Here is a 23,486-nt window from a genome sequence, read left to right as displayed (position 1 = left end):
AGGGTGTAGGCAGAGTGTTGCAGCGGGGGGAAGCTTTGTTCCAAATTGAAACCCGCACTGGCATAGCGGCAGGCGGGCGTGTCGCCGGTGCGTGGCACGATGGCATAGCGCACTGGCAGGATGGGGATGCGTGCAGTACAGGCGGGACCGGAAGTGGCGCTGCTAACGGGAGAATTGCTCATGCGAGTTCCTTGCTCAGAGAGCAGTCTTTTCAGACCAAACGCGTAGAACGGCCTGTTCCAGTGCAAATAACGACTGGAAGAGTTGGCTGAGGCTAAAGCTGTAGGAAATATCTTCCTTGTTTCAGGAGATGAAAAAACGATCGGCTTGTTAAGGCTCAGGCGACAGACAATGCCTCGATTTCTGCTTCTTGGTCGAGGCTGAAAGTGTAATATTTTATTTGAATGTTTTTGTGTTCCGCGAGTGTGGTTTTATAAGTGGAAAGTTTGACCTTTTCTGTAGGAGTTGTCTTACATATTAGGCGGTCGTTAAACTTTCAGTTCTTGCACTTGGCCATCACTACTTGGCAAGTTCGAGGTGCGCCCCCCGAGCGGCCGGCATAGCGTATGCAATTGTTCATGGATTTTTGCCGCGCAATGCTCAGGGTATTGCCCCAGGCCAGGCCGCCTTCGCCAGTCGTGGGTACGGCTTTGGCGAAGCAGTTGGAGCCTACTGCAGGCGTGGCGTAGCGCGCCTTGCTGCCTTTGCTGGAGCAACCAGCGGTGAGCGCCAGGCTGAGGGCGAGCAGGGTGGTCAGGGCCCAGTATGCGTTTGGTCTGCTCACGTGTTCCCCTTCTGCGCTTGGCAGCAAATGCCTTGCAGGATATTTCATTGTAGCGAAGCGGTGAACTATCGCGTCGCGAAGGGGCTCCTTTGCTAAGCGCACCTTGCGCTCACCTGATGGCGCAAGCCCATCAGCCCCCTGGGTCACTGAATGAAAAGGAGGCACTGTGACCGCTACTGACCAAACCCTCTACCGCTGTACGCCCAGCCCGCTGCACGCCCTGCTGCTGGCAGGCAGTGTGCCGTTGTTCCTTGGCGCACTGCTGAGCGATATCGCCTACTTCAACAGCTACCAGATCCAGTGGAGCAACTTCGCCGCCTGGCTGATTGCCGGTGCCTTGGTGTTCTGCGGGCTGGCACTGTTGTTCGCGCTGGCAAACCTGGTCCGCGCCGAACGCAAGGGCGGGCGCGCCATGCTGTACTTCGTGCTGCTGCTGGTGACCTGGGTGCTCGGCTTGATCAATGCGTTCGAGCACGCCAAGGACGCCTGGGCGGTGATGCCGTCGGGGCTGGTGTTGTCGGTGATCGTGACCGTGCTCTCGGTAGTGGCTGCCTGGACCGGATTGAGCAACCTGCGCTCGGGAGGTGCTGCATGAAGCCTTTGCATGCATTGAGCCTGTTGAGCATGGCGGTGTTGCTGAGTGCCTGTGGTGGTGACGGCGAGCGTACCCAGGCCCATGGTCCGGACCCCAAGTTGCCCGAGCCGCAGCGCGGCTTGTTGCCGAGCATGAAGATTGCCCAGCCGGTGGCCTGGGGCGAGCAGAAACCGACCGTGCCGGAGGGTTTCAACGTCACAGCCATTGCCACTGACCTGAAGATTCCGCGGCAGAGCCTGGTGCTGCCCAATGGCGACATCCTGGTGGCCGAGGGCAGGGGCGGCAGCGCGGCCAAGCTCAAGCCCAAGGATGTGATCGCCAGCCAGATCAAGGCCAAGGGCAATACGCAGGTCAAAGGTGGCAACCGCCTGACCCTGTTGCGCGATGCCGACGGCGATGGCACCTATGAGGTGCAGACCGTGTTCGCGGAAAACCTCAACGCACCGTATGGCCTGGCCTTTGCCAACGGCAAGCTGTATGTGGCCAACCAGGATGCGCTGGTGCGTTTCGACTACAAGGATGGCCAGACCCAGGCAGACGGCCCGCCATCCAAGGTCACCGACCTGCCGGCCGAGATCAACCATCACTGGACCAAGGCGCTGACGATCAGCCCTGATGGTCGCTACCTGTATGTGGGGATCGGCTCGAACAGCAACATCACCGAGCGCGGCCTGGAGGTGGAGATCGATCGGGCGATGGTCTGGCAGGTCGATGCCGAAACCGGGGCGCACCGGCCTTACGCCACCGGCTTGCGCAACCCGACGGCATTGACCATTCAGCCGCAGACCGGGCAGTTGTGGACGGTGGTTAACGAGCGCGATGAGCTGGGCCCCGACTTGGTACCGGACTACCTCACTTCGGTGCGCGAAGGTGGCTTCTATGGTTGGCCTTACAGCTACTGGGGGCAGAATGTAGATGATCGGGTGCGGCCGCAAAACCCGGCCAAGGTGGCTGCGGCGATCAAGCCGGACTACAGCCTGGGCTCGCATGTGGCTGCATTGGGTGTCGACTTCTCGATCCCGGCCATGGGCAAGGAGTTTGCCGACGGGGTGTTCGTGGGCGAGCACGGCAGCTGGAACCGGCCCGATCCGGTGGGCTACAAGGTGATATTCGTGCCGTTCAGCAATGGCAGGCCGGCAGGGGCGCCCATCGACTTTGCCACGGGCTTCCGCGGCGAGGATGGCAAGACGCGTGGGCGGCCGGTGGGCGTTACTGTGGACCCGCGTGGGGCGTTGATCATTGCCGATGACCTGGCCAATACGGTATGGCGGGTGACGCGTAACCGTTGAGCAGCGGTGTGACCGGATCCACCCCCGTGGGGTGGGTTCACCCAGGAGCCGGTGAGGTAACTGGCGCCGGCAGGGTGGCGGGCACCGTCTATGCTTGTTGGCGCGTGAACAATTCGCGCCCTTTTTTGCTTGATCACATGGAAGCAGGTCTATGAACCCGATTCGCTCTCTCGCTCGTGCTGTTGCCTTGGCCACGCTGGCATCCGCTGCCAGCTTTACGGCGTACGCTGCCGATATTCCGATTGCCAGTGAGGCACTGGAAAGCCATGTCACCACGCAGGTTACAGCTATCGACCAGGCCAACCGCCAGGTCACGGTGAAAGGCCCTGATAACAAAGCGGATGTGACGTTCCAGCTCACGGATCAGGCCAAGGCCCTGCCTAACCTCAAGGTCGGGGACAAGGTCGATATCTTTGTTACCCGCGCCGTGGCCTATGTGCTCAACACCGATGTGGGTGGGGCGCCGAAGGCCACCGAGGAGTCCGGCACCATTCGCGCCACAGCGCAGAACCCCAACCCGGGTGGCGAGGCATTCCGCCAGGTCCGGGTCACCTCGCAGATCAAGAAGATCGACCTCAAGACGCACGAAGTGAGCCTGCTGCCACCTGAGGGCAAGCTGCAGGTGGTCAAGGTCGAAAACCCGGAATTACAGGCGCGCATGAGTAATCTCGAGGTCGGCCAGACGGTCGATGCGATCTTTACCGAAGTGCTGCGCGTCGAAACGTCGCGCTGACTATTTACCGAGACAGGCTACGGGTTGCCCGTAAATGGATCCGTCGTGATGCCTTGCATGACGGCGGATGCTGTACGAACAGCTGAATCACCCAGTCCGGGCGGGTCTTGCTGGCGTCATTGAGCCAGTTGGCGACTGAGTCCTGGGCGTACTTGTCGGTTTCTGCCAGGCGCGGTACCAGCATTGGCTCGGCCGCTTCAGGCGTCTGCTTGAGTGCGGTGATGTGCTCGCACCAGACCCCACGGGGGCGCAGCACCTCAATGCAGAAGCGCCTTACCAGCGGGTCCGCATCGCCGGCATGCTGGCCGAGCAGGGTGAGCGCAGTCCCCAACTCCTGGACCAGGCGCGGACGCAGGGCGATCCAGGCCCACTCGCGCACGCCAAAATGCTCATCGCGGGCAAACCGCAACTGAGCCAGTAGCGCTGGCTCCAGCGCCTGCGTGCGCGACAGATGCACTTGGGCAACAGCGGCCCAGCTGCGCACGGTATCGGAAACATGCGAGCTGCATTGTTCGAATACGTGCTGGCGGATTGGCGAGGAAGCTTGTTCCAGCCAGCGCCCCAGCTCAAGGCCAATGGCTGCGATTTTCTTGGAAAGGCCGAGCGTCGCTGCTGCTTCAGCACAGGCGAGCAACTGTTCGACCAGTGTGTCGGGTAGCAGGCTGGCCAATGAGCCGACCAGGGTGGCCTGATTTACTGCCAGGCATTCGGCGAGGTTGCGGGTTGGCAACTGCCCGTGATCAATCAGGTTTTTGCGTTCATCAGTCATCGAATGTGTTCCATCACATCAGGTGTTTGTTTTTTCTTGCTGCTGTGACCCGTGCCCGTATGGCCCCTGGGGTTTCGCGACAGCACAGTATCCTAGCTCATGGGCAAAAAACGGACTCGCATATGCGCCTGGCGAATAAGGTGTGTGCAGGGTTTCGATTTCCATAGATGGAGGGAATTTTCGATCATGGCTTCAATATGTTTCAGCAATGAGGACTGCCATGTTCAGTAAAACCCTGTGCCTACTGCTGCTTCCCTTTGCCTTGGCGTTGCTTGCCGGGGCGGTATTGCCGTTTCAGGCCGCAGGTAATGCTGCCGTGGGCCGTGCCCTGGGGCATTGGTTGTGGGGGGCATTCACATCGTTGACCGTGAGTTCGCTAGTGGTAATCGCCGCGCTGTTGATCCTCAGGGTTCCCGTACCAGAGCTGGGCAAGGCCCTGCAGGGGCCGTGGTGGCTATGGATCGGGGGTGTGCTGGGGGCCATGTATGTGGCGGGCGCTGCGGCGCTTACGCCCAAGCTGGGCGCAGCGGGTTTTTTGGTGCTGGTGGTGGCTGGGCAGATCATCACGGCAGTGCTCGCCGACCACTACGGGGTGATGGGGCTGGGTGGCAAGCCGCTGAGCCTGGCCAGGGTGGTAGGTGTAGTGCTGATCCTGTGTGGCGTGCTGTTGGTTCAAGGCACCTGGGCGACGGCGCCAGCGACCAGTGCAATCACCACGGTAAAGCAGCCAGAAGGCTGATCAGCGTCCAGGCTGGCTGCAGGCCCACACGGTTTCGCGCAGCCAGCGGTGCCCGGGGTCGCTGTCCTTGCGGCTGTGCCAGGCCTGCTGGTAGTCGAACGAGGGAATGGTCAGTGGCGGCGTGAACTGGCGCAGCGTCTTGTGCTGGCGCAACGACCCTACCGCGCGGCTGGCCACTGTGAGGATCAGGTCGGTGCCAGCGAGTACCTCTACTGCCGCGCTCCAGTGTGGCAAGGCCAAGGCGATACGGCGGCGCAGGCCTGATGCTGCCAGAGCGCGCTCTATTTCGTCGAAGGCATCCGGGCGCATGGCCATCAGCACATGCGGGCGTGCCAGCCAGTCTGTCAGGGCCAGGCTGCCGCTGGCGGGCAACACCTGGCGATCGGCAACACTGATGAAATGGTCGGCAAACAGGGGCTGGGCGGTGATGTCCTGAGGCAGCTCCGGGAACAGGCCCAGTGCCAGGTCCAGTTCGCCATCGAGCAGTTGGGCCAGCATGGTTTCACGGCTGGCCTGGCTGATGGCCAGGTCCACCCCAGGTGCGATCTGACGCAGGTGGCGCAATAGGGGTGGCAGGATGATGCGTGAGGAGTAGTCGGACAGTGACAGCCGGAAACGGCGCTGGGCTCTGGCTGGGTCGAACTGGGGGGTGGCCAGCAGGCCGTTGAGATGGGTCAACGCATCCTGCAGCGGTTTTACCAGCGACTGGGCACGGGCGGTGAGGGCCATGCCGCCGCCTTGGCGTACCAGCAAGGGGTCGTCGAAGTGTTTGCGCAGCTGCGCCAACGCGTGGCTGACCGCCGGTTGGCTGCGGTGCAGCCGCAGGGCGGCACGGGTCACGTGCTTTTCGCTGAGCAGGGCATGCAGGGCGAGCAGCAGGTTGAGGTCGATCTTGCGCAGTTCATCCATGGGGTAAATGGCCTTGGTGCATTCCAGGGGTCTTTATTAGCTTAACAAGCCTTGCATATCGCCGGGGTCGCGTTGCGGCCCATCGCGACACAAGGCCGCTCTTGCAAGGATTGCGTTAACCGTTAGGGTTATACTCCTCGCCCGTTTTACTGTTATCCGAGTACTCCGATGGGTCTTTGCGCAACTGCCACACCTGAACCGCGTCGCCAGGGCGCGCCTATGATCGCCTTGGCCTTACTGTTGGCTGGCGCCTGGTTCCTCAATTTGAATGCCGGCTTCAAGCAGGTATTGCTCCTGCTGGTCGGCGCAGCGCTCGGGCTGACCTTGTATCACGCCGCCTTCGGCTTCACCTCGGCCTGGCGGGTGTTCATCACCGAGCGTCGCGGAGCAGGCCTGCGGGCACAGATGGTCATGCTGGCCCTGGCCGTGCTGCTGTTCTTTCCCGCATTGTCAGCTGGCAGCCTGCTCGGTAACCCGGTCACCGGCCTGGTGGCCCCGGCGGGTGTTTCGGTAGTGTTCGGGGCGTTCATCTTCGGCATCGGCATGCAACTGGGTGGTGGTTGCGCATCGGGCACATTGTTCACCGTGGGCGGTGGTAATGCGCGCATGCTTGTGACCTTGCTGTTCTTCATCATGGGTTCTGTAACCGCCACCCATCATGCCGACTGGTGGTTTGCCTTGCCGTCTTTCCCGGCAACCTCGCTCGTGCAGGTTTGGGGTATGGGGCCGGCGCTGCTGGTGAGCCTGGCAGTGTTCGGGCTGATTGCCTGGGTCACCGTGCTGCTGGAAAAGCGCCGGCACGGCGCGCTGGAAGCGCCAGTTGCCAGCGAGCACCAGGGCCTGCGGCGCTTCCTGCGTGGCCCCTGGCCGTTGCTGTGGGGCGCCATTGCCCTGGCACTGCTCAACTACGCGACCCTGGCGCTGGCGGGGCGGCCGTGGGGCATTACTTCGGCCTTCGCCTTGTGGGGGGCCAAAACCCTCAACGGCCTGGGCGTGGATGTCGGCAGCTGGGTGTTCTGGCAGGCGCCGGCCAATGCCAAGGCGTTGGCCTCACCGTTGTGGCAAGACATCACCACGGTGATGGACCTGGGCATCGTGCTGGGTGCGCTGCTGGCGGCTGGCCTGGCGGGGCGCTTTGCGCCAAGCCTGAAAATCCCGTTGCCGTCGCTGCTTGCCGCAGTCATCGGCGGCCTGCTGTTGGGCTACGGTTCGCGGCTGGCCTATGGCTGTAATATCGGTGCGTATTTCAGTGGCATAGCCTCGGGCAGCGTGCATGGCTGGCTGTGGCTGGTGGCGGCTTACGCCGGTAATCTGATCGGCGTGCGTCTTCGCCCGTTGTTTTTCGCGGGTGAGCGGCGCCCGGCGGTGCTGACGGGCTGCTGAGGCACTGCGTGAATTGCTGCAAGCGGTGCAGAAATCATCTGCACTTCGCCTGAGTATCCAACGTCTGCTGCCCAGTCGTGTGGCTGGGCAGCGTCACACTGGTCGCGATCGAGGGTGCTCGAAAACCACTTTATATTTCGTCGATAACCTATTGATAAATAGCAATTTATCTTTTGGCAAGAGCGTGCTGGATACACTGCTCATAGTAAGTCTGCCTGATCGCGGCAGGCTTGAGCCGCGAGCGGCTGTTGTAGGTCTGCTCGGTAATACCGAAGGCGGTCATGCGCATCCAGGGTTTGGGGAATTTGCGTACCTGCAGCTTCTTGCGCGTGGCATACAGGGTCACCCCGGAAAGCTTGGCCTGCTGGGCGTCGGCGGCGATCTGCGCACCCCAGCCGCAGGTGTGGCGATCGTTCTGGCTCAGCGCCCGGGCCTGGGCGCCAAAAGCCAGCGTGGCCAGCAGGCACCCGGCCATGGTTGCTAGAATTACTCGCATGTTGCTGTCCTAAGCATCTGAAGGAGAACGAAGTTTGCCTTCGCTTTGCGATGCAGGGGGCCAGCAATTTGCCGTCAGATCACCGCCATGCGCAGCGGGCTGGCGGCTGGCGTGCGCAGGCTTGCCCAGGCCAAGCTGGCCGCCCAAATCACCGACACACCATAGTTCAGCCGTTGATACAGGCCGAACAGCTGGCCGTTTTGTGCTGCCTGGCCCATCAGTGCGACGGTAATGATCGCCAGCACCACGCAGGCCAGCGAGCACAGCGCCAGGGCCCGCGAGCCTGCAATGCGATTACCCAGCCACGCCCACAGGGCACTGGCCAGGGTCAGCGAGAGGAACATCAGCAAGCCAAACAGGTTATGCAGTTGCTGCGAGATGGACGGCTGCGCCGGTGCGCAACCCTGGTCACAGGGGAACCAGCCGGTGCCCAGGCTGCCAACACCATGCAGCAACACCAGGGCCGCACTCAACAGTGCCAGTTTCGATCCACGCCAGCGCCGCGCCAGGCCCCAGGCAAACAGCGCGAACAGGGCCGCCAGGGGGAAGTTGTTGGCCAGTGGTGACCAGCTGTGGGTGGGCGCGCCTACGGCGCCGAGCTGGCTCATGGCCTGTTGCAGGTGGTCATAGCCGGGGTAAGCCTGGGCGGTGAGCCACACACCTGCCAGCAACCACAGGGGTATCAGCAGGCCGCTGGCGAGCAACAGACGGTCGAGAGGTTTCATGCTGCATTTTCCTTCCATGGATGAGTGAGCGCAAAGGCGCACAGTACAGGCTTGTGCGGGCTCTGGGCCAGCGCTTGTACCGGTTTTTCCATGGGCGAGGGGTGCAAGCAGGAGCAATAAATACCGCACCGGGTGTATGTGATCGTACAACTGCTTGCGCTATGATGAGCGCTGTCTTCCAAGGTGAAATACAGGGCAATGACAGAGCAGCAGGTACAGGCAAGGACCCGGCGCAAGCCGCGTAGTCTGGCCCAGGAACTGGTCACAGTGCTGACCGAACGCATTCGCAGTGGCCAGCTCAAGCGTGGCGACAAGCTGCCGACCGAATCGCAGATCATGGTTGAAGAGGGCGTGAGCCGCACCGTGGTGCGTGAGGCGATCTCGCGGCTGCAGGCGGCCGGGCAGGTCGAGACACGCCATGGGATCGGTACGTTCGTGCTGGACGCGCCCGCTTCGGGGGGCTTTCGCATCGACCCGGCGACTGTGGTCACCCTGCGTGAAGTGCTGGCGGTGCTGGAATTGCGTATTGCGCTGGAGATCGAATCGGCGGGCCTGGCGGCGCAGCGGCGCAGTGATGAAGAGCTGGCGGGCATGCGCGCGGCGCTGGACGAACTCAATGAAGGGGCGGCCCATGCCAATGATGCGGTTTCGGCGGACTTCCAGTTCCACCTGCGCATTGCCCAGGCCAGCGGCAACCACTACTTTGCCGATATCATCAACCACTTGGGTACCAGCATCATCCCGCGTACCCGGGTCAACTCTGCGCGGTTGGCGCATGATGACCAGGCGCACTACATGAGCCGCTTGATGCATGAGCACGAGGCCATTTATGAAGCAATCGCCCGGCGTGACAGTGAAGGGGCAAAAATGGCCATGCGCATGCACCTGAGCAATAGCCGTGAGCGCTTGCGTCAGGTGCATGAAGAGGCTGAGGCGCAGGGGGTCTGAGACCTTTGGTCGCCGGTACTGGCCTCTTCGCGGGCACGGCCGCTCCCACTGGGATCTGCATATCCTTGAGGGTGTAGCAGGGCGCTAAAGCCCAAAGAAAAGCCCCGCCATATGCGGGGCTTTGTTGTTTCAGGCGTTCGGTCAGATCGCCTGGTCACTCCATTGCCCATTCACCAGGCGGCGCAGCCCCAATGGGTTTCCGTCGCGCAAGGCTTCAGGCAGCAGGGCCTGCGGGTAGTTCTGGTAACACACCGGGCGCAGGAAGCGGTCGATGGCCAAGGTACCCACCGAGGTACCGCGGGCATCCGAGGTCGCAGGGTAAGGCCCACCGTGGACCATGGCATCACTTACTTCGACACCGGTCGGGTAGCCATTGATCAGGATGCGTCCGACTTTCTCCTCCAGCAGCGGCACCAGCCAGGCGTAGGCCTCGAAATCTTCCGCTTCGCCGATCAGGGTAGCGGTCAGCTGGCCACGCAGGCCCAGCAGGGCGTTGCGCAGTTGGTCGTTGTCCTGCACTTCTACGGCCACGGTGGTTGGGCCGAACACTTCCTCCTGCAGCAGCGGATCAGACTCGACCAGCAGGCGGGCATCGGCCTTGAACAGCTGGGCGCGGGCCTGGTTGCCTTCTTGCGGCTGGCCGGCCAGGTGCTCGATACCGGCATGGGCCTGCAGGTGCTCAAGCCCTCCCACGTAGCTGCGCAAGCCCCCTGCGTTGAGCATGGTTTGCCCAGCCTGCTGGTCCAGATGCTGGCCAAGGTCGGCCAGTAGCTGGCTGTACTGTGGCGATTGCAGGCCGATCACCAACCCAGGGTTGGTGCAGAACTGGCCGGCACCCATGCACACCGAGCCTGCCAGTTCGCGGGCGATGGCCTCGCCACGTTTGGCCAGGGCGGCTGGCAGGATGATGACCGGGTTGATGCTGGACATCTCGGCAAACACAGGTATCGGCTGTGGGCGCTCGGCGGCCATGCGGCACAAGGCGTCGCCGCCCTTGAGCGAGCCGGTGAAGCCGACGGCCTGGATGGCCGGGTGCTTGACCAGCCACTCGCCTACACCGCCACCGAATACCATGTTGAACACACCCTTGGGCATGCCGGTGCGCTCGGCGGCGCGCACGATGGCGCACCCGACAAGGTCGGCAGTGGCCATATGGCCGCTGTGCGCCTTGAACACCACCGGGCAACCGGCGGCCAGCGCCGCAGCGGTATCGCCGCCGGCGGTAGAGAAGGCTAGCGGGAAGTTACTGGCACCGAACACGGCGACCGGGCCGACGCCAATGCGCATCTGGCGCAGGTCCACGCGCGGCATCGGCTGGCGCTCTGGCAAGGCCAGGTCGATACGTGCACCGAGGAAATCGCCACGGCGCAATACCTGGGCGAACAGGCGCATCTGGCCACTGGTGCGCCCACGCTCGCCTTGAATACGGGCGGCGGGCAGGGCGGTCTCGCGGCAGACGATGGCGACGAAGGCGTCGTCCAGCTCGTCCAGTTCGGCGGCGATGGCGTCGAGGAATTCGGCGCGGCGGGCCGGGGCCAGTTGGCGGAACTCAGCGAAGGCGGCAGCGGCGGCCTTGGCGGCCTGGTCTACTTCAGCTTCGCTGGCTTGAGCGAAGCTGTAGGGCAGGGCTTCGCCAGTGCTGGCGTCCAGGCTCTGCAGGCGCTGAGTGCCAGCGGCGCTGCGCTGGCCGGCGATGAAGTTGTGGCCGAGGATTTCAGGCATTGGGGTGCTCCTGTTGGCTGACGGGGAATTGGACTGTGGGAGCGGGCGTGCCCGCGAAGCAGGCAACCCGGTGTATGGCACCGGCTTTGCCGGTGTTCGCGGGCATGCCCGCTCCCACAGGGAAGGGGTTGGTTCTATGGTCCAGCAACCCCTGGGGCATCAGGTAATCGGTGCCGGGTTGAACAGGGTGATGTCGTTGTGCAGGCGGTGCTGCTCGGCCCAGGTCTGCTTGCGGCCGCTGGCTACGTCCAGGTAGTAATGGAACAGTTCCCAGCCCAGCTCTTCGATGCTCGAACGCCCTGTGGCGATGCGCCCGGCGTCAATATCGATCAGGTCGGGCCAACGCTGGGCCAGTTCGCTGCGCGTGCACACCTTGACCACTGGCGCCATGGCCAACCCGTAGGGCGTGCCTCGGCCAGTGGTGAACACATGCAGGTTCATGCCGGCGGCCAGTTGCAGGGTGCCGCAGACAAAGTCGCTGGCCGGGGTGGCGCAGAAAATCAGGCCCTTGCGCGTTACCCGCTCGCCTGGGCCGAGCACGCCCTGAATAGCGCCACTGCCGGACTTGACGATGGACCCCAGCGACTTCTCGACGATATTGGACAGGCCACCTTTTTTGTTGCCCGGCGTCGTGTTGGCGCTGCGGTCGGCGGCGCCTTGTTGCAGGTAGCGGTCGTACCAGTCCATTTCGCGGATCAGGGCGCCGGCGACCTCCTGGTTTTCGGCACGTGAGGTCAGCATGTAGATGGCGTCGCGCACCTCGGTCACTTCGGAGAACAGCACGGTGGCGCCGGCGCGTACCAGCAAGTCGGCGGCGTAGCCCAGCGCGGGGTTGGCGGTGATGCCCGAGAAGGCGTCGCTGCCACCGCACTGCATGCCAAGGATCAACTCGCTGGCCGGTACGGTTTCGCGGCGGCGCTGGTCAAGTTTCTTCAGTCGGGTTTCGGCCAGCGCCATGATCTGCTCGATCATTTCCACAAAGCCCAGGCTGGCGTCCTGCAGGCGGTACAGCCACGGGTCGCTGAGGTCTACCGAAGGGTCGTTTTCGTGCATCACCTGGCCGGCCTGCAGCTTTTCGCAGCCCAGGCTGATGACCAGCGCCTCGCCACCCAGGTTGGGGTTGCGCGCCAGGTTGCGCACGGTGCGGATCGGGATGTAGGCGTCGCGCGCGTTGATGGCCACCCCGCAGCCGTAGCTGTGGGTGATGGCTACCACGTCATCGACATTGGGGTACTTGGGCAGCAGTTCACTGCGAATACGCTTGACCGCATGCTCGAGCACGCCGGTCACGCACTGCACGGTGGTGGTGATACCGAGGATGTTGCGGGTGCCGACGGTGCCGTCGGCGTTGCGGTAGCCTTCGAACGTGAAGCCTTCGAGCGGCGGCAGCGGGTGTGGGACGGCATCGCAGCGCGGCAGGCTGTCCAGCTCCGGGGCGGACGGCATGGCCAGTTGGCTTTCCTGCACCCAGCTGCCCTGGTGCAGGTCTTCCAGCGCGTAGCCAATGATTTGCCCATAGCGGCGCACCGGCTCACCTTTGGCGATGGCCACGGTGGCCACCTTGTGGCTTTGTGGCACCCCTTCGACCAGGGTCAGGCCGTCGGCAAAGCGGGCACCTTCGCCCAGGCCGCCGTCGTTGACCACCACCACGACGTTATCGTCGTCGTGCAGGCGGACGTAGCGGGGCGAGTCGGAATGTTCGATCAACTGCATGTTTGGGCCCTACTTGTCAGGTTCTCAGGCTTTTTTGTACATCCGCCCGCACCGGTTGCATCGGTGCGGGCGTGTTCACTCAGTGACGCGAGCTGGCCAGTTCGCCGTTGGCGGCAGGCTCAGCCTGTGGCTTTGGGGCATCGTCGCGCAGCTCGATACGCTTGATCGGGCCGACGATTACCAGGTAGCTGAACACCGCTACCAGGGCGTTGGCGCCCACGTACACCAGTGCCCACTTGAACGAGCCGGTGGCGCTGATGATGTAGCCGATCACGATAGGGGTGGTGATTGAGGCGATGTTGCCGAACGTATTGAACAGGCCACCGGACAGCCCGGCGATCTGCTTCGGCGAGGTATCTGCCACCACCGCCCAGCCCAGCGCGCCAATGCCTTTACCGAAGAACGCCAGGGTCATGAAACCAACCACCATCCACTCGGCATCCACATAGTTGCAGAACACCATGGTGGTCGACAGCAGCAGGCCGCACACGATGGGCAGTTTGCGCGAGAAGGTCAGCGAGTTGCCCCGGCGCAGCAGCCAGTCGGAGATCACGCCCCCCAGCACGCCACCAATGAAACCGCAGACCGCCGGCAGGGAGGCGATGAAGCCGGCCTTGAGGATGGTCATGCCACGTTCCTGCACAAGGTACACGGGGAACCAGGTGAGGAAGAAGTAGGTGATGGCGTTGATGCAGTACTGACCCAGGTACACGCCCAGCAGCATGCGGCTGGTCAGCAGTTGCTTGATGTAGCCCCATTTCGGGCCGGCGTTGCCGCGCTTCTGGTCCATGTCCACCAGGCCACCGTTCTGCTCGATGTGTTCGAGCTCGCTTTGGCTGATGCGTGGGTGTTGGCGAGGGTTGTAAATGGTTTTCAGCCACACCATCGAGAAGATGATGCCCAGCACACCCATGACCACGAACACGTGCTCCCAGCCGAAGCTGAACACGATCCAGCCCATGATCGGGGCGAACAGCGCAGTGGCAAAGTACTGCGCCGAGTTGAAAATGGCTGAGGCAGTGCCGCGCTCCTGCGTCGGGAACCAGGCGGCGACGATGCGCGCGTTGCCCGGGAACGACGGGGCTTCGGCGAAACCGACCAGAAAGCGCAGGGTGAAGAGGGTGACGACAGCCCAGGCAACCGGCAGGCCACCGACAAACCCCTGCAGCAGGGTAAACAGCGACCAGGTGAAGATGCTGAAAGCGTAAACGTTTTTGGAACCGAAGCGATCGAGCAGCCAGCCACCAGGAATCTGGCCAGCCACGTAAGCCCATCCAAAGGCGGAAAAGATATAACCGAGGGTTACGGCGTCAATGCCGAGATCTTTCTGCAGGCTGGAACCTGCGATAGCAATGGTAGCGCGGTCGGCATAGTTGATCGTGGTCACCAGAAACAGCATGAACAGGATCAGGTAGCGCACATGCGTCTTCTTAGTCGCTTGCATGCTGGCAATACTCCCACTAGTTATTTTTGTGCGGGCTCACGAATTGTAACCGGAGCGGGGCTGGCCCACTCCGGGCGCGGCATGTGGCAGGCCGCGGGCAACGCTTACTGCGGGCCCATCTTGTCCATCAGCGCGGCGAGCATCTCGTACTCTTCTGCGGTGAGGTCGGTCAGCGGCGTGCGCACCGGGCCAGCGTCGTAACCGGCAATTTTGGCACCGGCCTTGACGATGCTCACGGCGTAGCCGGCCTTGCGGTTGCGGATGTCCAGGTACGGCAGGAAGAAATCGTCGATCAGTTTGGCCACGGCAGCGTGGTCGTCACGGGCGATGGCGTTGTAGAAGTCCATGGCGGTCTTCGGCACGAAGTTGAACACGGCGGAGGAGTACACCGGTACGCCCAGGGCCTTGTAGGCGGCAGCATACACTTCGGCGGTCGGCAGGCCGCCCAGATAGCTGAAACGCTCGCCCAGGCGGCGACGGATCGACACCATCAGCTCGATATCACCCAGGCCATCCTTGTAGCCGATCAGGTTCGGGCAGCGCTCGGCCAGTTTTTCCAGCAGGTCGGCATTCAGGCGGCAGACGTTGCGGTTGTACACCACCACCCCGATCTTCACCGATTTGCACACTGCTTCGACGTGGGCGGCGACGCCGTCCTGGCTGGCTTCGGTCAGGTAGTGCGGCAGCAGCAGCAGGCCTTTGGCACCCAGGCGCTCGGCTTCCTGTGCGTATTCGATGGCCTGGCGGGTGGAGCCGCCCACGCCAGCGAGGATAGGGACAGAAGTGGCGCAGGTGTCGACGGCGGTCTTGATCACCTGGCTGTATTCGCTGGCGGCCAGGGAGAAGAACTCACCGGTACCACCCGCGGCGAACAGGGCGCTGGCGCCATACGGGGCCAGCCATTCCAGGCGCTTGATGTAGCCAGCCTGGTGGAAATCGCCCTGGGCGTTGAAGTCGGTGACCGGGAAAGACAGCAGGCCGTGGGAGAGGATGGATTTAAGTTCTTGTGGATTCATTGTTGTAGGCATCCTGTGGCGCTTGGGTGAAGGTGTTGTTCTGTGCTGGAGGTAAGTTATCGTACAACTTGAGCGGTGACTAGTCCCCTTTGCGAGATTTTTTGCAGTGAGGCAAGGAGGAAGGGGGATTACCTGTACTGGCCTCTTCGCGGGTAAACCCGCTCCCACAGGGACGGCGCCCCCTTTGACCCCTGTGCAGATCCCTGTGGGAGCGGGTTTACCCGCGAAGAGGCCAATGCAGGCGAACCATGGCGCAAGGCAAGACACCGATGGCAGACTATCCGCTATCAGTCATCGTATCTCTTTATGGGGAAGGAAAAAAACGATCGCGGAGACAGGCACAAGGCCGCCGCCCGATTCCACGGGAAGTGTTCTGGGACCAGCAGAGGGTGACCGGGGATACGGGGGCGGCCTTGCGCCGCCCCGCGATCAAAGCAGAGGAAACTGAAGGTCAGGCCGCGTGCTGGCGCTTGATTTGCGCTTTGCGTACCTGGGCACGGCAAGCATCGCCGAAGGCCTGGAACATCTTGATCGAATCCGGGTTCTTCGCAGCTTGCCACTCCGGGTGCCACTGCACAGCGAACAGGAAGGGCGAAATGCTCGGGGCGTGAATGGCCTCGACCAGGCCGTCTTCGGCCAGTGCGATGGCTTCGATGCCGGCGCCGAGCGTGCGCAGCCCTTGGCCATGCAGCGAGTTGACGCGAATTTCGTCGGTACCCAGGGTGTCACGCAGCCAGCTGCCCGGCTTGATCTTCACACCATGTACCTGGGCGTACTGCACTTCAACCGGGTCTTCAGGGTTTTCCCGGTGGTCGTTGAAGCCAGGCTCGGCGTACACCTTCTGGTAGATGTCGCCACCCAGGGCCACGTTGATTTCCTGCATGCCACGGCAGATGCCGAAAATCGGCAGGCCACGCTTGATCGCCGCTTTCACCAGCGGGATGTCGAACAGGTCGCGGTTCTGGTCCTGGCCCTTGCCTGGGGTTTCATTCTCCTGGCCGTAAAGGGCCGGGTCGATGTTGCTGCCAGCGCCGGTCAGGTACACGCCGTCGGCCATGTCCAGGTAGGTGTCGAGGTCTTCAGTGCCGCAGCAGGTGGGCACCAGTACCGGGACGCAATCGGAGAATTCGACCAGCGGGGTGATGTATTTGTGGGTCATGACCTGATAGTCATGGCCTTTGCGCTCTTGGCTGCCCATGGTCATCAGGACGACGGGTTTGCGCAGGGAAGGTTGCTTGTTGCCAATGTTGCTGTTGGACATATGTCACCTTGGGACAGGTTCAGCCTGTCGTTGTTGTGCAGGTGCACGGCGCGGGGCCCTGGGTGCAGCCTGAAGCTCCGAGCACTGCCGGCTCGTCAGAGGCGACGATTCCGGTCGGGGCTTGTAGATAGCTTGCCAGAGCCGTTCGATATGTCAAACGACGGAAGCGGGCTTTAGTGCGGGGAATGCACCGGTTTTTGGGGGATGAAACCGATGCGGGCCTGTGGCGGCGTGGGTTTGGCGGGGGTGTTGGTCAATAATATTTAACGACGCAGTTGGGTCTTTGCAGCGGTGCAATGAAGGGGGCCTGGAGTTTGTGCTACTGGCCCTATCGCCGGCAAGCCAGCTCCCACAGGTACTGCATCGGCCTTGAAAGCTGCAGATATCCTGGGGAGCTGGCTTGCCGGCGATAGGGTCAGCACAAGCATCAAACATTTTGCTCAGTGCAGTATCTGCGCCAGGAACGCCTTGGCCCGCTCGGTACGCGGCTGGTTGAAGAACACCTGCGGCGGGCTGTCTTCGATGATGTGCCCACCCTCAAGGAACAGCACCCGCTCGGCTACCTGCCGGGCAAAGCCCATTTCATGGGTGACGCAGAGCATGGTCATGCCCGTGCCGGCCAGTTGTACCAGCACATCCAGCACTTCAGCGACCATTTCCGGGTCCAGCGCCGAGGTGGGCTCGTCAAACAGCATGATCCGCGGCTTCATGCACAGTGCCCTGGCAATCGCGACGCGCTGCTGCTGGCCGCCTGATAGCTGGCTGGGGTACTTGTGCGCCTGGCTCTCGATACCCACCTTGCTCAGGTACATGCGCGCCCGCTCTTCGGCGTCCTTGCGCGACAGCCCGCGCACGCTGGTGGGGGCCAGCAGGCAGTTGTCGAGCACGCTCATGTGCGGGAACAGGTTGAAATGCTGGAACACCATGCCGATGTCGCTGCGTACCTGCGCCGCTTCCCGGGTGGTGGCGGCCAGGTCGATGCCATCCACCTGGATGGTGCCCTGCTGGGCCACTTCCAGGCGGTTGATGCAGCGGATGAGGGTCGACTTGCCCGAGCCGGACGGCCCACACAGCACGATGCGTTCGCCTTCGCGCACCTGCAGGTTGATGTTGTGCAGCACGTGGAACGCGCCGTAGTGCTTGTTCAGGCCTTCGATGCGGATCAGCACCGGGCGTGGGTCGGGCTCGGGGGCAAGGCTTGCAAGGCTCAGGGGGGCGGTCATGTTGTTTTTCTCCCGCGTGGGTTCAGTCGAAACGAGTCGCGCTGTAGGGCGCAGGGTCGGTGAAAGGGGGCTCGCCGGTGATCAGCTCGGCCACCAGTCGGCCGCTGACCGGGCCCAGGGTAAGGCCGTGGTGGGCGTGGCCAAAGTTGAACCACAGCCCGGGGTGGCGCGCTGCGGGGCCGATGACCGGGCGCATGTCGGGCAGGCACGGGCGGCGGCCGAGCCAAGGGGTATCGTCCAGGCGCTCACCCAAAGCCGGGAACAGCTTGCGCGCCAGCGCCTCGCAGCGGCCCAGCTGGATCTGGTTCCCTGGTGCGCTGCTGGCGTCGAATTCGATGCCGGTGGTCAGGCGCACGCCGCGCGCCATCGGTGCCAGCACGTAGCCGCCCTGGGTGTCGCAGATTGAATGCTCAAGCGTTGCGCCGTCACGGGTGCTGTAGTGCATGTGATAGCCCCGCTTGATCGCCAGCGGAATCTGGTAGCCCAGGCCGCTGAACAGCTCGGCCGATTGCGGGCCGAGGCAGGCCACCACCTCGTCGGCGGTAATCGGGCCACGGCGGCTCTCTACCCGCCATTGGCCGTCGGCCTGGCGCAGGCTGCGCGCATCACCGTGCAGGAACTGCCCGCCGCGCTGCAGGAACAGCGCCGCGTAGCCGCGTGTGAGGGCGCCGGGGTTGTTCACGGTCTTGGGGTCGAGCCAGTGGATGCCGCCGACCACGGTGGCATCCAGTTGATGCTCGCGAGCCTGCAACTGCCCGCATTCCAGGATTTCGAATTGCAGGCCATAGCGGCTCAGGCCCTTGGCGTCGGCCTTGGCCTGCTCGAACAGGGCAGGGTCACGGAACACTTCGATCCAGCCTTTGGCCTGCACCAGCCCTTCCAGGCCAGCGGCTTCGATCAATGCGTCGTGTTCTTCGACGCAGCGCTGCACCAGCGGCAGCATATCGGCGGCGGCCCCGGCCAGGCGCGCCGGGGCCGACTGGCGCCAGTAGCGCCATAGCCACGGCGCCGCCTTTGGCAGGTGCGCCAGGCTGTAGCGCACGTCGGGCTGGCGGTTCAGGCCGTAGCGCAGCAAGGCACCCACCTGCCGGGGGAAGGCATAGGGGATGACGCTGGAGCGCTCGATCAGCCCGGCGTTGCCGTGGCTGGTACCGCTGCCGGGTTCGTCGCGGTCGATCAGGACTACCTGGCGCCCGCGGGCCTGCAAGTGCAGGGCGGTGCTGACGCCGACGATGCCGGCGCCGAGGACAAGGGTCTGGCAATGCATGGAGCGTATCCTTCGGTCAGTTCAGGTGGCGGCCCAGTCGGCCTTCCAGGTGTTTCAGCAGGCGCCGCACCAGTTCGACGATCACCAGGTAGAGCACGGCGGCCCACAGGTAGATCTGGAAGTCGAAACTGCGCGAGAAGGCCAGTTTGGTCACGCCCATCAGGTCGTAGATGGTCACCAGCGAGGCAATCGCGCTGGCCTTGATCATCAGGATCAGTTCGTTGCCCAGCGGGCCGATGGCCACCAGCAACGACTGCGGCAGAATCACCTTGAAAAAGGTGGTAGAACGCTTCAGGTTCAGCGCCCGCGCCGCTTCATGCTGCCCCGGCGCGACGGCCATCAGGCTGCCGCGGAAGATCTCCGCCTGGTAGGCGGCGGTGTTCAGGGTGAAGGCCAGCAAGGTGCAGAACCACGCCTCGCGGAAAAACCACCACAGGCCGACGTCCTGCCAGAAGCCCTTGAGCGAACCCAGGCCGTAATACAGCAGAAACAGCTGGGCCAGCAGCGGCGAGCCGCGGAAGAAGTACACATAGCCGGCGGCCATGCGTTGCAGCAGCAGGCTGCGCGACATGCGTGCCAGGGCCAGTAACAGCCCGAGGACGGCGCCCAGGCTGAAGGAAATGGCTACCAGTTTGGCGGTGACCAGCAGGCCATCAAGAAAGCGTGGCCCATAGCGTTCCAGCAGGTCGGGGTCGAGCACCAGTGCCAACAGTTGTTCGAAGCTCATGCCCGTGCTCCTTGCAGGTGGCGGTTACTGCGCCGTTCGATGAAAGCGAAGACGCGCCCGGAAAGCGCTGCGAACAGCAGGTAACCCAGGCAGGCGACGCCATAGAAGAACATTGGCTCCTTGGTCACGCTGACGGCCAGGTTGGTCTGACGCATCAGGTCGACCAGTGAGATGGTCGACACCAGCGAGGTGTCCTTGAGCAGCGACAGCCAGTTGTTCGACAGGCCGGGCAGGGCGATGCGGGTCAGTTGTGGCAGCAACACCTTGAAAAAAGCGGTGCGCTTGCTCAGGCCCAATGCCGAGCAGGCCTCCAACTGGCCCTTGGGCAGGGTCTTGAAGGCGGCGAGCCAGATCTCGCTTGAGAACGCGGCGAACACCAGGCTGAAGGCGATCATTGCGGCGAGGAAGGTGTTGATCAGGAATTCACCCTGATAGCCCATGGCCGCGAGGATTTTCTGCGCGGCGATCTGGCAGCCGTAATAGATGATCAGCAGTGTCAGCAGTTCGGGCAGGCCGCGGAACACCGTAGAGAAGGTGGTGGCCCAGGCCCGTGGCAGGCGCTTGCGCGAACGCGCCGCCAGCGCTACCAGCAGGCCCAGCGGCAGACCGATGGGCAGGCAGGCCAGTGCCAGAGAAACAGTCACCAGGGCGCCGGCCAGCAACGCCTGGCCCCAGCCTCCGCTGGCGAAGGACAGCAACGACAATTGATCGAGCATGACGAACACCTTGTGTTGACCTCACCGGCCTCATCGCCGGCAAGCCAGCTTTCACAAGAGACTGCACATCTGTCAGGCCTTGTGCGTCCTGTGGGAGCTGGCTTGCCGGCGATAGGGCCGGATCAGGCGAGACGGGCTCTAGGATCAGTTGTAGATATCGAAAGCAAAGTACTTGCTGGCGATTTTCTGGTATGTGCCGTTGGCCACGATCTGTTGCAGCGCGGTGTTCAGGCGCTGGCGCAGGGCTTCGTCATCCTTGCGCACGGCAATGGCGGCGTCGGCCTTGGTATCGGCCACGTCGCCGAGGATCTTGCAGCAGTCCCCGCCGTTCTTGTTCATCCACTCGTGCAGCGGGAATTTATCGGCAATCACCCCGTCCAGGCGCCCGGCGGCCAGGTCGGCGTTGGCTTCGTCCATGGTCGGGTACAGCTTCACATCGGCCCCGGCCTTGCCATACACGTCTTCGGCGTAGATAGCCTGGGTGGACGACGACTGAGCCCCGACGGTGTAGCCGACAAAGTCGGTCTGTGCGCTGTCGATCTTGCTGTCCTTGGCTACCGCCACGGTCAGCGGGGTGCGGTAGTAGTGGTCGGTGAAAGCAATTTTCTTGCGCCGCTCTTCGGTGTTGATCATCGATGCGACGATGGCGTCGTACTTGCGCGCCATCAGGGCAGGGATGATGCCTTCCCAGTCCTGGGCCACCAGCGTGCACTCGACTTTCATCTGTTCGCACAGGGCATGGGTGATGTCGATATCGAAGCCATGCAGCTTGTTATCGGCGTCTACATAGTTGAAGGGCGGGTAGGCACCCTCGGTGGCGAAGCGCAGGGTTTCGGCACTGGCGGCGCCCGTCAGCAGCAGGGCACACGCTCCCACCAAGGCCATGGTCTTGTTCATCTCGCACCTCATTGCACTCTTGCTATTGTTGTTTTCCCGTCGGCCACGAGGTGTAGCCGACGAACTCGTTATGTAGAGCGGCAGTCGCTTCCAAGCGTTTTTCAACATCAGGCCCGAGCTTCTTGCAGACCTCGTTGACCATCAGGTGCACCCACGACAACATCGTCGAGGTGGATTCCCAGAACAGATTGAACTCGGTGGGGATGCGGAACACCTCGTCGGCGTTGGCATCAGCCCAGTCGCAGAAGGTGTCGGTCACCAGGGTGACCGCAATGCCTGCCTCACGTGCCTTTTGGCACAGCAGCAGGGCGTGACGGGAGTAACGGCGCGCCTCGAACACCACCAAAGCGCTGTCTTCGGCGCGGCCCAGCAGCACGTCACCGAAGTGCCCGGCACTGAGATCGACCAGTTGCACCCCATCGCGCAGGTACTGCAGCAGGTGGCTCATGCACATGGCGATGCCGCGCTCGGTCTGGAAGCCGGCGATGAACACCCGCGGCTTGCTCGCCAGGCGTTGCGCTACGCTGTGCCAGGTCGTGCTCTGGCGGTACTCGTGGACGCGCATCAAGGCCGCGATTTCCAGCTCCAGGCTGCCGGCGTTGTCACCAGCGTCCTGGTTCTGGCGGTAATCCTGCAATCGGTCGCCCACCAGCCATGGGCCATCGCCCAGGTCGTTCTGCAGGTCTTGCTTAAGTGCCTTGAGGTGGGCATAACCCAGTGAGCGGCAGAAGCGCCCGACGCTGGATTCGCTTACCTGCAGCTTGGCGGCGATGCTGGCCGAGGTCTGGAAAGGCAGTTCGTGCAGGTTGGCAAGCATGTAGGTGGCGATCTTGCGACCCGAGGCAGCGGCCCCTTCGAGGCTGTGTTCCAGGCGTTGCTTGATCGGTTGGCTCATGCTGCGGCTCCAGGGGGTAAGGCTTGGGAAGAAAATGAATGTTTTCTGTCATCAAGTCAACATTTGACAGATTGCTGTCACATGCAGGAAAGTTTTTGTCGTTGCAACGCTGTAGCCATTCCAATACCAACAAGGAGCTTCAGATGTCCGCACCTTCCACCAGCACCGTCGTGCGCGTGCCTTTTACCGAGCTCCAGAGCCTGTTGCAGGCCATCTTCCAGCGCCATGGGTGCAGCGAGGCCGTGGCCCGGGTGCTGGCCCACAACTGCGCCAGCGCCCAGCGTGATGGCGCCCATAGCCATGGGGTGTTCCGCATCCCCGGCTATGTTTCGACCCTGACCAGTGGTTGGGTCGATGGCAATGCCACCCCAAAGGTCAGCGACGTGGCCGCCGGCTACGTGCGTGTCGATGCTGCTGGCGGTTTTGCCCAGCCGGCACTGGCGGCAGCCCGTGAGCTACTGGTGGCCAAGGCGCGCAACGCTGGCATTGCGGTGCTGGCGATTCACAATTCGCACCACTTTGCCGCGTTGTGGCCGGATGTAGAACCGTTCGCCGAAGAGGGCCTGGTGGCCCTGAGCGTGGTCAACAGCATGACCTGCGTAGTGCCGCATGGCGCGCGCAAGCCACTGTTTGGTACCAACCCCATCGCTTTTGCAGCGCCTTGTGCCGAACACGACCCTATCGTCTTCGACATGGCCACCAGTGCCATGGCCCACGGCGACGTGCAGATTGCCGCGCGTGCCGGCCAGCAACTGCCCGAAGGCATGGGGGTGGATGCCAATGGCGAACCGACCACCGAGCCCAAGGCGATTCTGGAGGGCGGCGCGTTGCTGCCGTTTGGCGGGCACAAGGGCTCGGCGCTGTCGATGATGGTCGAGTTGCTGGCGGCGGCGCTGACCGGGGGTAATTTCTCCTGGGAATTCGACTGGTCGGAGCACCCGGGGGCGAAAACACCCTGGACCGGGCAACTGATCATCGTCATCGACCCTAGCAAGAGCGAGGGCGAGCGCTTTGCCCAGCGCAGTCGCGAACTGGTGGAGCAGATGCAGGCGGTGGGCCTGACGCGCATGCCGGGTGAGCGGCGCTATCGTGAGCGCGAGGTGGCCGAGGAGGAGGGGGTGGCGGTAACCGAGCAGGAGTTGCAGGGCCTGAAGGCGCTGCTTGCCTGACCCGGCCTGCCGGCGATGAGGGCATCACTGTCAGCGCCAATCTCCGGCCATGCAATGTTGCATAGA

At 63.0% G+C, this 23,486-nt stretch carries 24 protein-coding genes; 7 read left to right on the top strand and 17 right to left on the bottom strand.

What is annotated here, in order from left to right:
* Window positions 1–182, bottom strand: a 182-nt coding sequence (locus AC07XM_RS04620; RefSeq protein ID WP_218279309.1) for a hypothetical protein, incomplete at its 3' end; no start/stop codon positions are given.
* A 314-nt stretch (window positions 183–496) separates the two neighbouring features.
* Complete coding sequence (locus AC07XM_RS04615) at window positions 497–784, bottom strand: DUF4189 domain-containing protein (protein ID WP_016487480.1); 288 nt, start codon at window positions 782–784, stop codon at window positions 497–499.
* Between the two features lie 166 nt (window positions 785–950).
* On the opposite strand from AC07XM_RS04615, the gene AC07XM_RS04610 reads away from it, so the two are divergent.
* The 3 genes from AC07XM_RS04610 (at window position 951) to AC07XM_RS04600 (ending at window position 3,401) form a co-directional block, all read left to right on the top strand.
* Window positions 951–1,379, top strand: coding sequence for a DUF2231 domain-containing protein (locus AC07XM_RS04610; protein WP_102689902.1), 429 nt, complete (start codon window positions 951–953; stop codon window positions 1,377–1,379).
* A complete protein-coding gene (locus tag AC07XM_RS04605) occupies window positions 1,376–2,668 on the top strand; it encodes a PQQ-dependent sugar dehydrogenase (RefSeq protein ID WP_016487478.1) in 1,293 nt (430 codons plus the stop codon). Before AC07XM_RS04610 ends, AC07XM_RS04605 begins: the two co-directional genes overlap by 4 nt.
* A gap of 151 nt (window positions 2,669–2,819) precedes the next feature.
* On the top strand, window positions 2,820–3,401 hold the full coding sequence (locus AC07XM_RS04600; RefSeq protein WP_102689901.1) for a hypothetical protein: 582 nt from the start codon (window positions 2,820–2,822) through the stop codon (window positions 3,399–3,401).
* A gap of 4 nt (window positions 3,402–3,405) precedes the next feature.
* On the opposite strand, the gene AC07XM_RS04595 is transcribed toward AC07XM_RS04600, so the two are convergent.
* Window positions 3,406–4,170: a hypothetical protein gene (locus tag AC07XM_RS04595; protein WP_102689900.1), complete on the bottom strand. Its 765-nt coding sequence runs from the start codon at window positions 4,168–4,170 to the stop codon at window positions 3,406–3,408.
* A 220-nt stretch (window positions 4,171–4,390) separates the two neighbouring features.
* On the opposite strand from AC07XM_RS04595, the gene AC07XM_RS04590 reads away from it, so the two are divergent.
* Window positions 4,391–4,909, top strand: coding sequence for a DMT family transporter (locus AC07XM_RS04590; protein ID WP_102689899.1), 519 nt, complete (start codon window positions 4,391–4,393; stop codon window positions 4,907–4,909).
* On the opposite strand, the gene AC07XM_RS04585 is transcribed toward AC07XM_RS04590, so the two are convergent.
* The gene (locus tag AC07XM_RS04585; protein WP_016487474.1) at window positions 4,910–5,818 is read right to left on the bottom strand and encodes a LysR family transcriptional regulator; all 909 of its coding nucleotides are present in this window, start codon (window positions 5,816–5,818) and stop codon (window positions 4,910–4,912) included.
* A 168-nt stretch (window positions 5,819–5,986) separates the two neighbouring features.
* On the opposite strand from AC07XM_RS04585, the gene AC07XM_RS04580 reads away from it, so the two are divergent.
* Window positions 5,987–7,201, top strand: coding sequence for a YeeE/YedE family protein (locus tag AC07XM_RS04580; RefSeq protein ID WP_024717475.1), 1,215 nt, complete (start codon window positions 5,987–5,989; stop codon window positions 7,199–7,201).
* Between the two features lie 166 nt (window positions 7,202–7,367).
* On the opposite strand, the gene AC07XM_RS04575 is transcribed toward AC07XM_RS04580, so the two are convergent.
* Together AC07XM_RS04575 and AC07XM_RS04570 are read right to left on the bottom strand one after the other, a co-directional pair.
* Window positions 7,368–7,697 carry a hypothetical protein gene (locus AC07XM_RS04575; protein ID WP_102689898.1) on the bottom strand — a complete coding sequence of 110 codons (330 nt, stop codon included), beginning with the start codon at window positions 7,695–7,697 and terminating at the stop codon, window positions 7,368–7,370.
* A gap of 74 nt (window positions 7,698–7,771) precedes the next feature.
* Window positions 7,772–8,422, bottom strand: a complete 651-nt coding sequence (locus AC07XM_RS04570; protein WP_102689897.1) for a DUF998 domain-containing protein — start codon at window positions 8,420–8,422, stop codon at window positions 7,772–7,774.
* A gap of 198 nt (window positions 8,423–8,620) precedes the next feature.
* On the opposite strand from AC07XM_RS04570, the gene AC07XM_RS04565 reads away from it, so the two are divergent.
* The gene (locus AC07XM_RS04565) at window positions 8,621–9,370 is read left to right on the top strand and encodes a FadR/GntR family transcriptional regulator (RefSeq protein WP_016487470.1); all 750 of its coding nucleotides are present in this window, start codon (window positions 8,621–8,623) and stop codon (window positions 9,368–9,370) included.
* 141 nt (window positions 9,371–9,511) lie between these two features.
* On the opposite strand, the gene AC07XM_RS04560 is transcribed toward AC07XM_RS04565, so the two are convergent.
* The 11 genes from AC07XM_RS04560 to AC07XM_RS04510 form a co-directional block, all read right to left on the bottom strand.
* Window positions 9,512–11,092: an aldehyde dehydrogenase (NADP(+)) gene (locus tag AC07XM_RS04560; protein ID WP_060518280.1), complete on the bottom strand. Its 1,581-nt coding sequence runs from the start codon at window positions 11,090–11,092 to the stop codon at window positions 9,512–9,514.
* Window positions 11,093–11,251: 159 nt separating this feature from the next.
* Window positions 11,252–12,805, bottom strand: coding sequence for a galactarate dehydratase (gene garD, locus AC07XM_RS04555; RefSeq protein ID WP_070086700.1), 1,554 nt, complete (start codon window positions 12,803–12,805; stop codon window positions 11,252–11,254).
* 79 nt (window positions 12,806–12,884) lie between these two features.
* Complete coding sequence (locus AC07XM_RS04550) at window positions 12,885–14,249, bottom strand: MFS transporter (RefSeq protein ID WP_016487467.1); 1,365 nt, start codon at window positions 14,247–14,249, stop codon at window positions 12,885–12,887.
* Window positions 14,250–14,353: 104 nt separating this feature from the next.
* Complete coding sequence (gene kdgD, locus AC07XM_RS04545) at window positions 14,354–15,265, bottom strand: 5-dehydro-4-deoxyglucarate dehydratase (RefSeq protein WP_016487466.1); 912 nt, start codon at window positions 15,263–15,265, stop codon at window positions 14,354–14,356.
* A gap of 451 nt (window positions 15,266–15,716) precedes the next feature.
* A complete protein-coding gene (locus AC07XM_RS04540) occupies window positions 15,717–16,526 on the bottom strand; it encodes a gamma-glutamyl-gamma-aminobutyrate hydrolase family protein (RefSeq protein ID WP_016487465.1) in 810 nt (269 codons plus the stop codon).
* 440 nt (window positions 16,527–16,966) lie between these two features.
* Complete coding sequence (locus AC07XM_RS04535; protein WP_016487464.1) at window positions 16,967–17,749, bottom strand: amino acid ABC transporter ATP-binding protein; 783 nt, start codon at window positions 17,747–17,749, stop codon at window positions 16,967–16,969.
* 22 nt (window positions 17,750–17,771) lie between these two features.
* Window positions 17,772–19,016, bottom strand: coding sequence for an NAD(P)/FAD-dependent oxidoreductase (locus AC07XM_RS04530; RefSeq protein WP_016487463.1), 1,245 nt, complete (start codon window positions 19,014–19,016; stop codon window positions 17,772–17,774).
* Between the two features lie 16 nt (window positions 19,017–19,032).
* Entirely contained in the window at window positions 19,033–19,743 is a 711-nt protein-coding gene (locus AC07XM_RS04525) for an ABC transporter permease (RefSeq protein WP_016487462.1), read from the bottom strand.
* Window positions 19,740–20,459: an ABC transporter permease gene (locus tag AC07XM_RS04520; protein ID WP_016487461.1), complete on the bottom strand. Its 720-nt coding sequence runs from the start codon at window positions 20,457–20,459 to the stop codon at window positions 19,740–19,742. The genes AC07XM_RS04525 and AC07XM_RS04520 overlap by 4 nt, the downstream gene beginning before the upstream one ends.
* A gap of 144 nt (window positions 20,460–20,603) precedes the next feature.
* Window positions 20,604–21,356, bottom strand: a complete 753-nt coding sequence (locus tag AC07XM_RS04515) for a transporter substrate-binding domain-containing protein (RefSeq protein WP_016487460.1) — start codon at window positions 21,354–21,356, stop codon at window positions 20,604–20,606.
* A gap of 22 nt (window positions 21,357–21,378) precedes the next feature.
* Complete coding sequence (locus AC07XM_RS04510; RefSeq protein WP_102689896.1) at window positions 21,379–22,251, bottom strand: MurR/RpiR family transcriptional regulator; 873 nt, start codon at window positions 22,249–22,251, stop codon at window positions 21,379–21,381.
* A 143-nt stretch (window positions 22,252–22,394) separates the two neighbouring features.
* Here AC07XM_RS04510 and AC07XM_RS04505 point away from each other — a divergent pair, with 143 nt between their 5' ends.
* Window positions 22,395–23,420 (top strand): Ldh family oxidoreductase, encoded by a 1,026-nt coding sequence (locus AC07XM_RS04505; protein ID WP_016487458.1) that lies wholly within the window; start codon window positions 22,395–22,397, stop codon window positions 23,418–23,420.
* Window positions 23,421–23,486: the final 66 nt, after the last annotated feature.

It is taken from the genome of Pseudomonas sp. GW460-LB5 (assembly GCF_059423245.1).
Note: the sequence above shows the minus strand (reverse complement) of the source record. Positions and strands in the feature narration are given on the sequence as shown.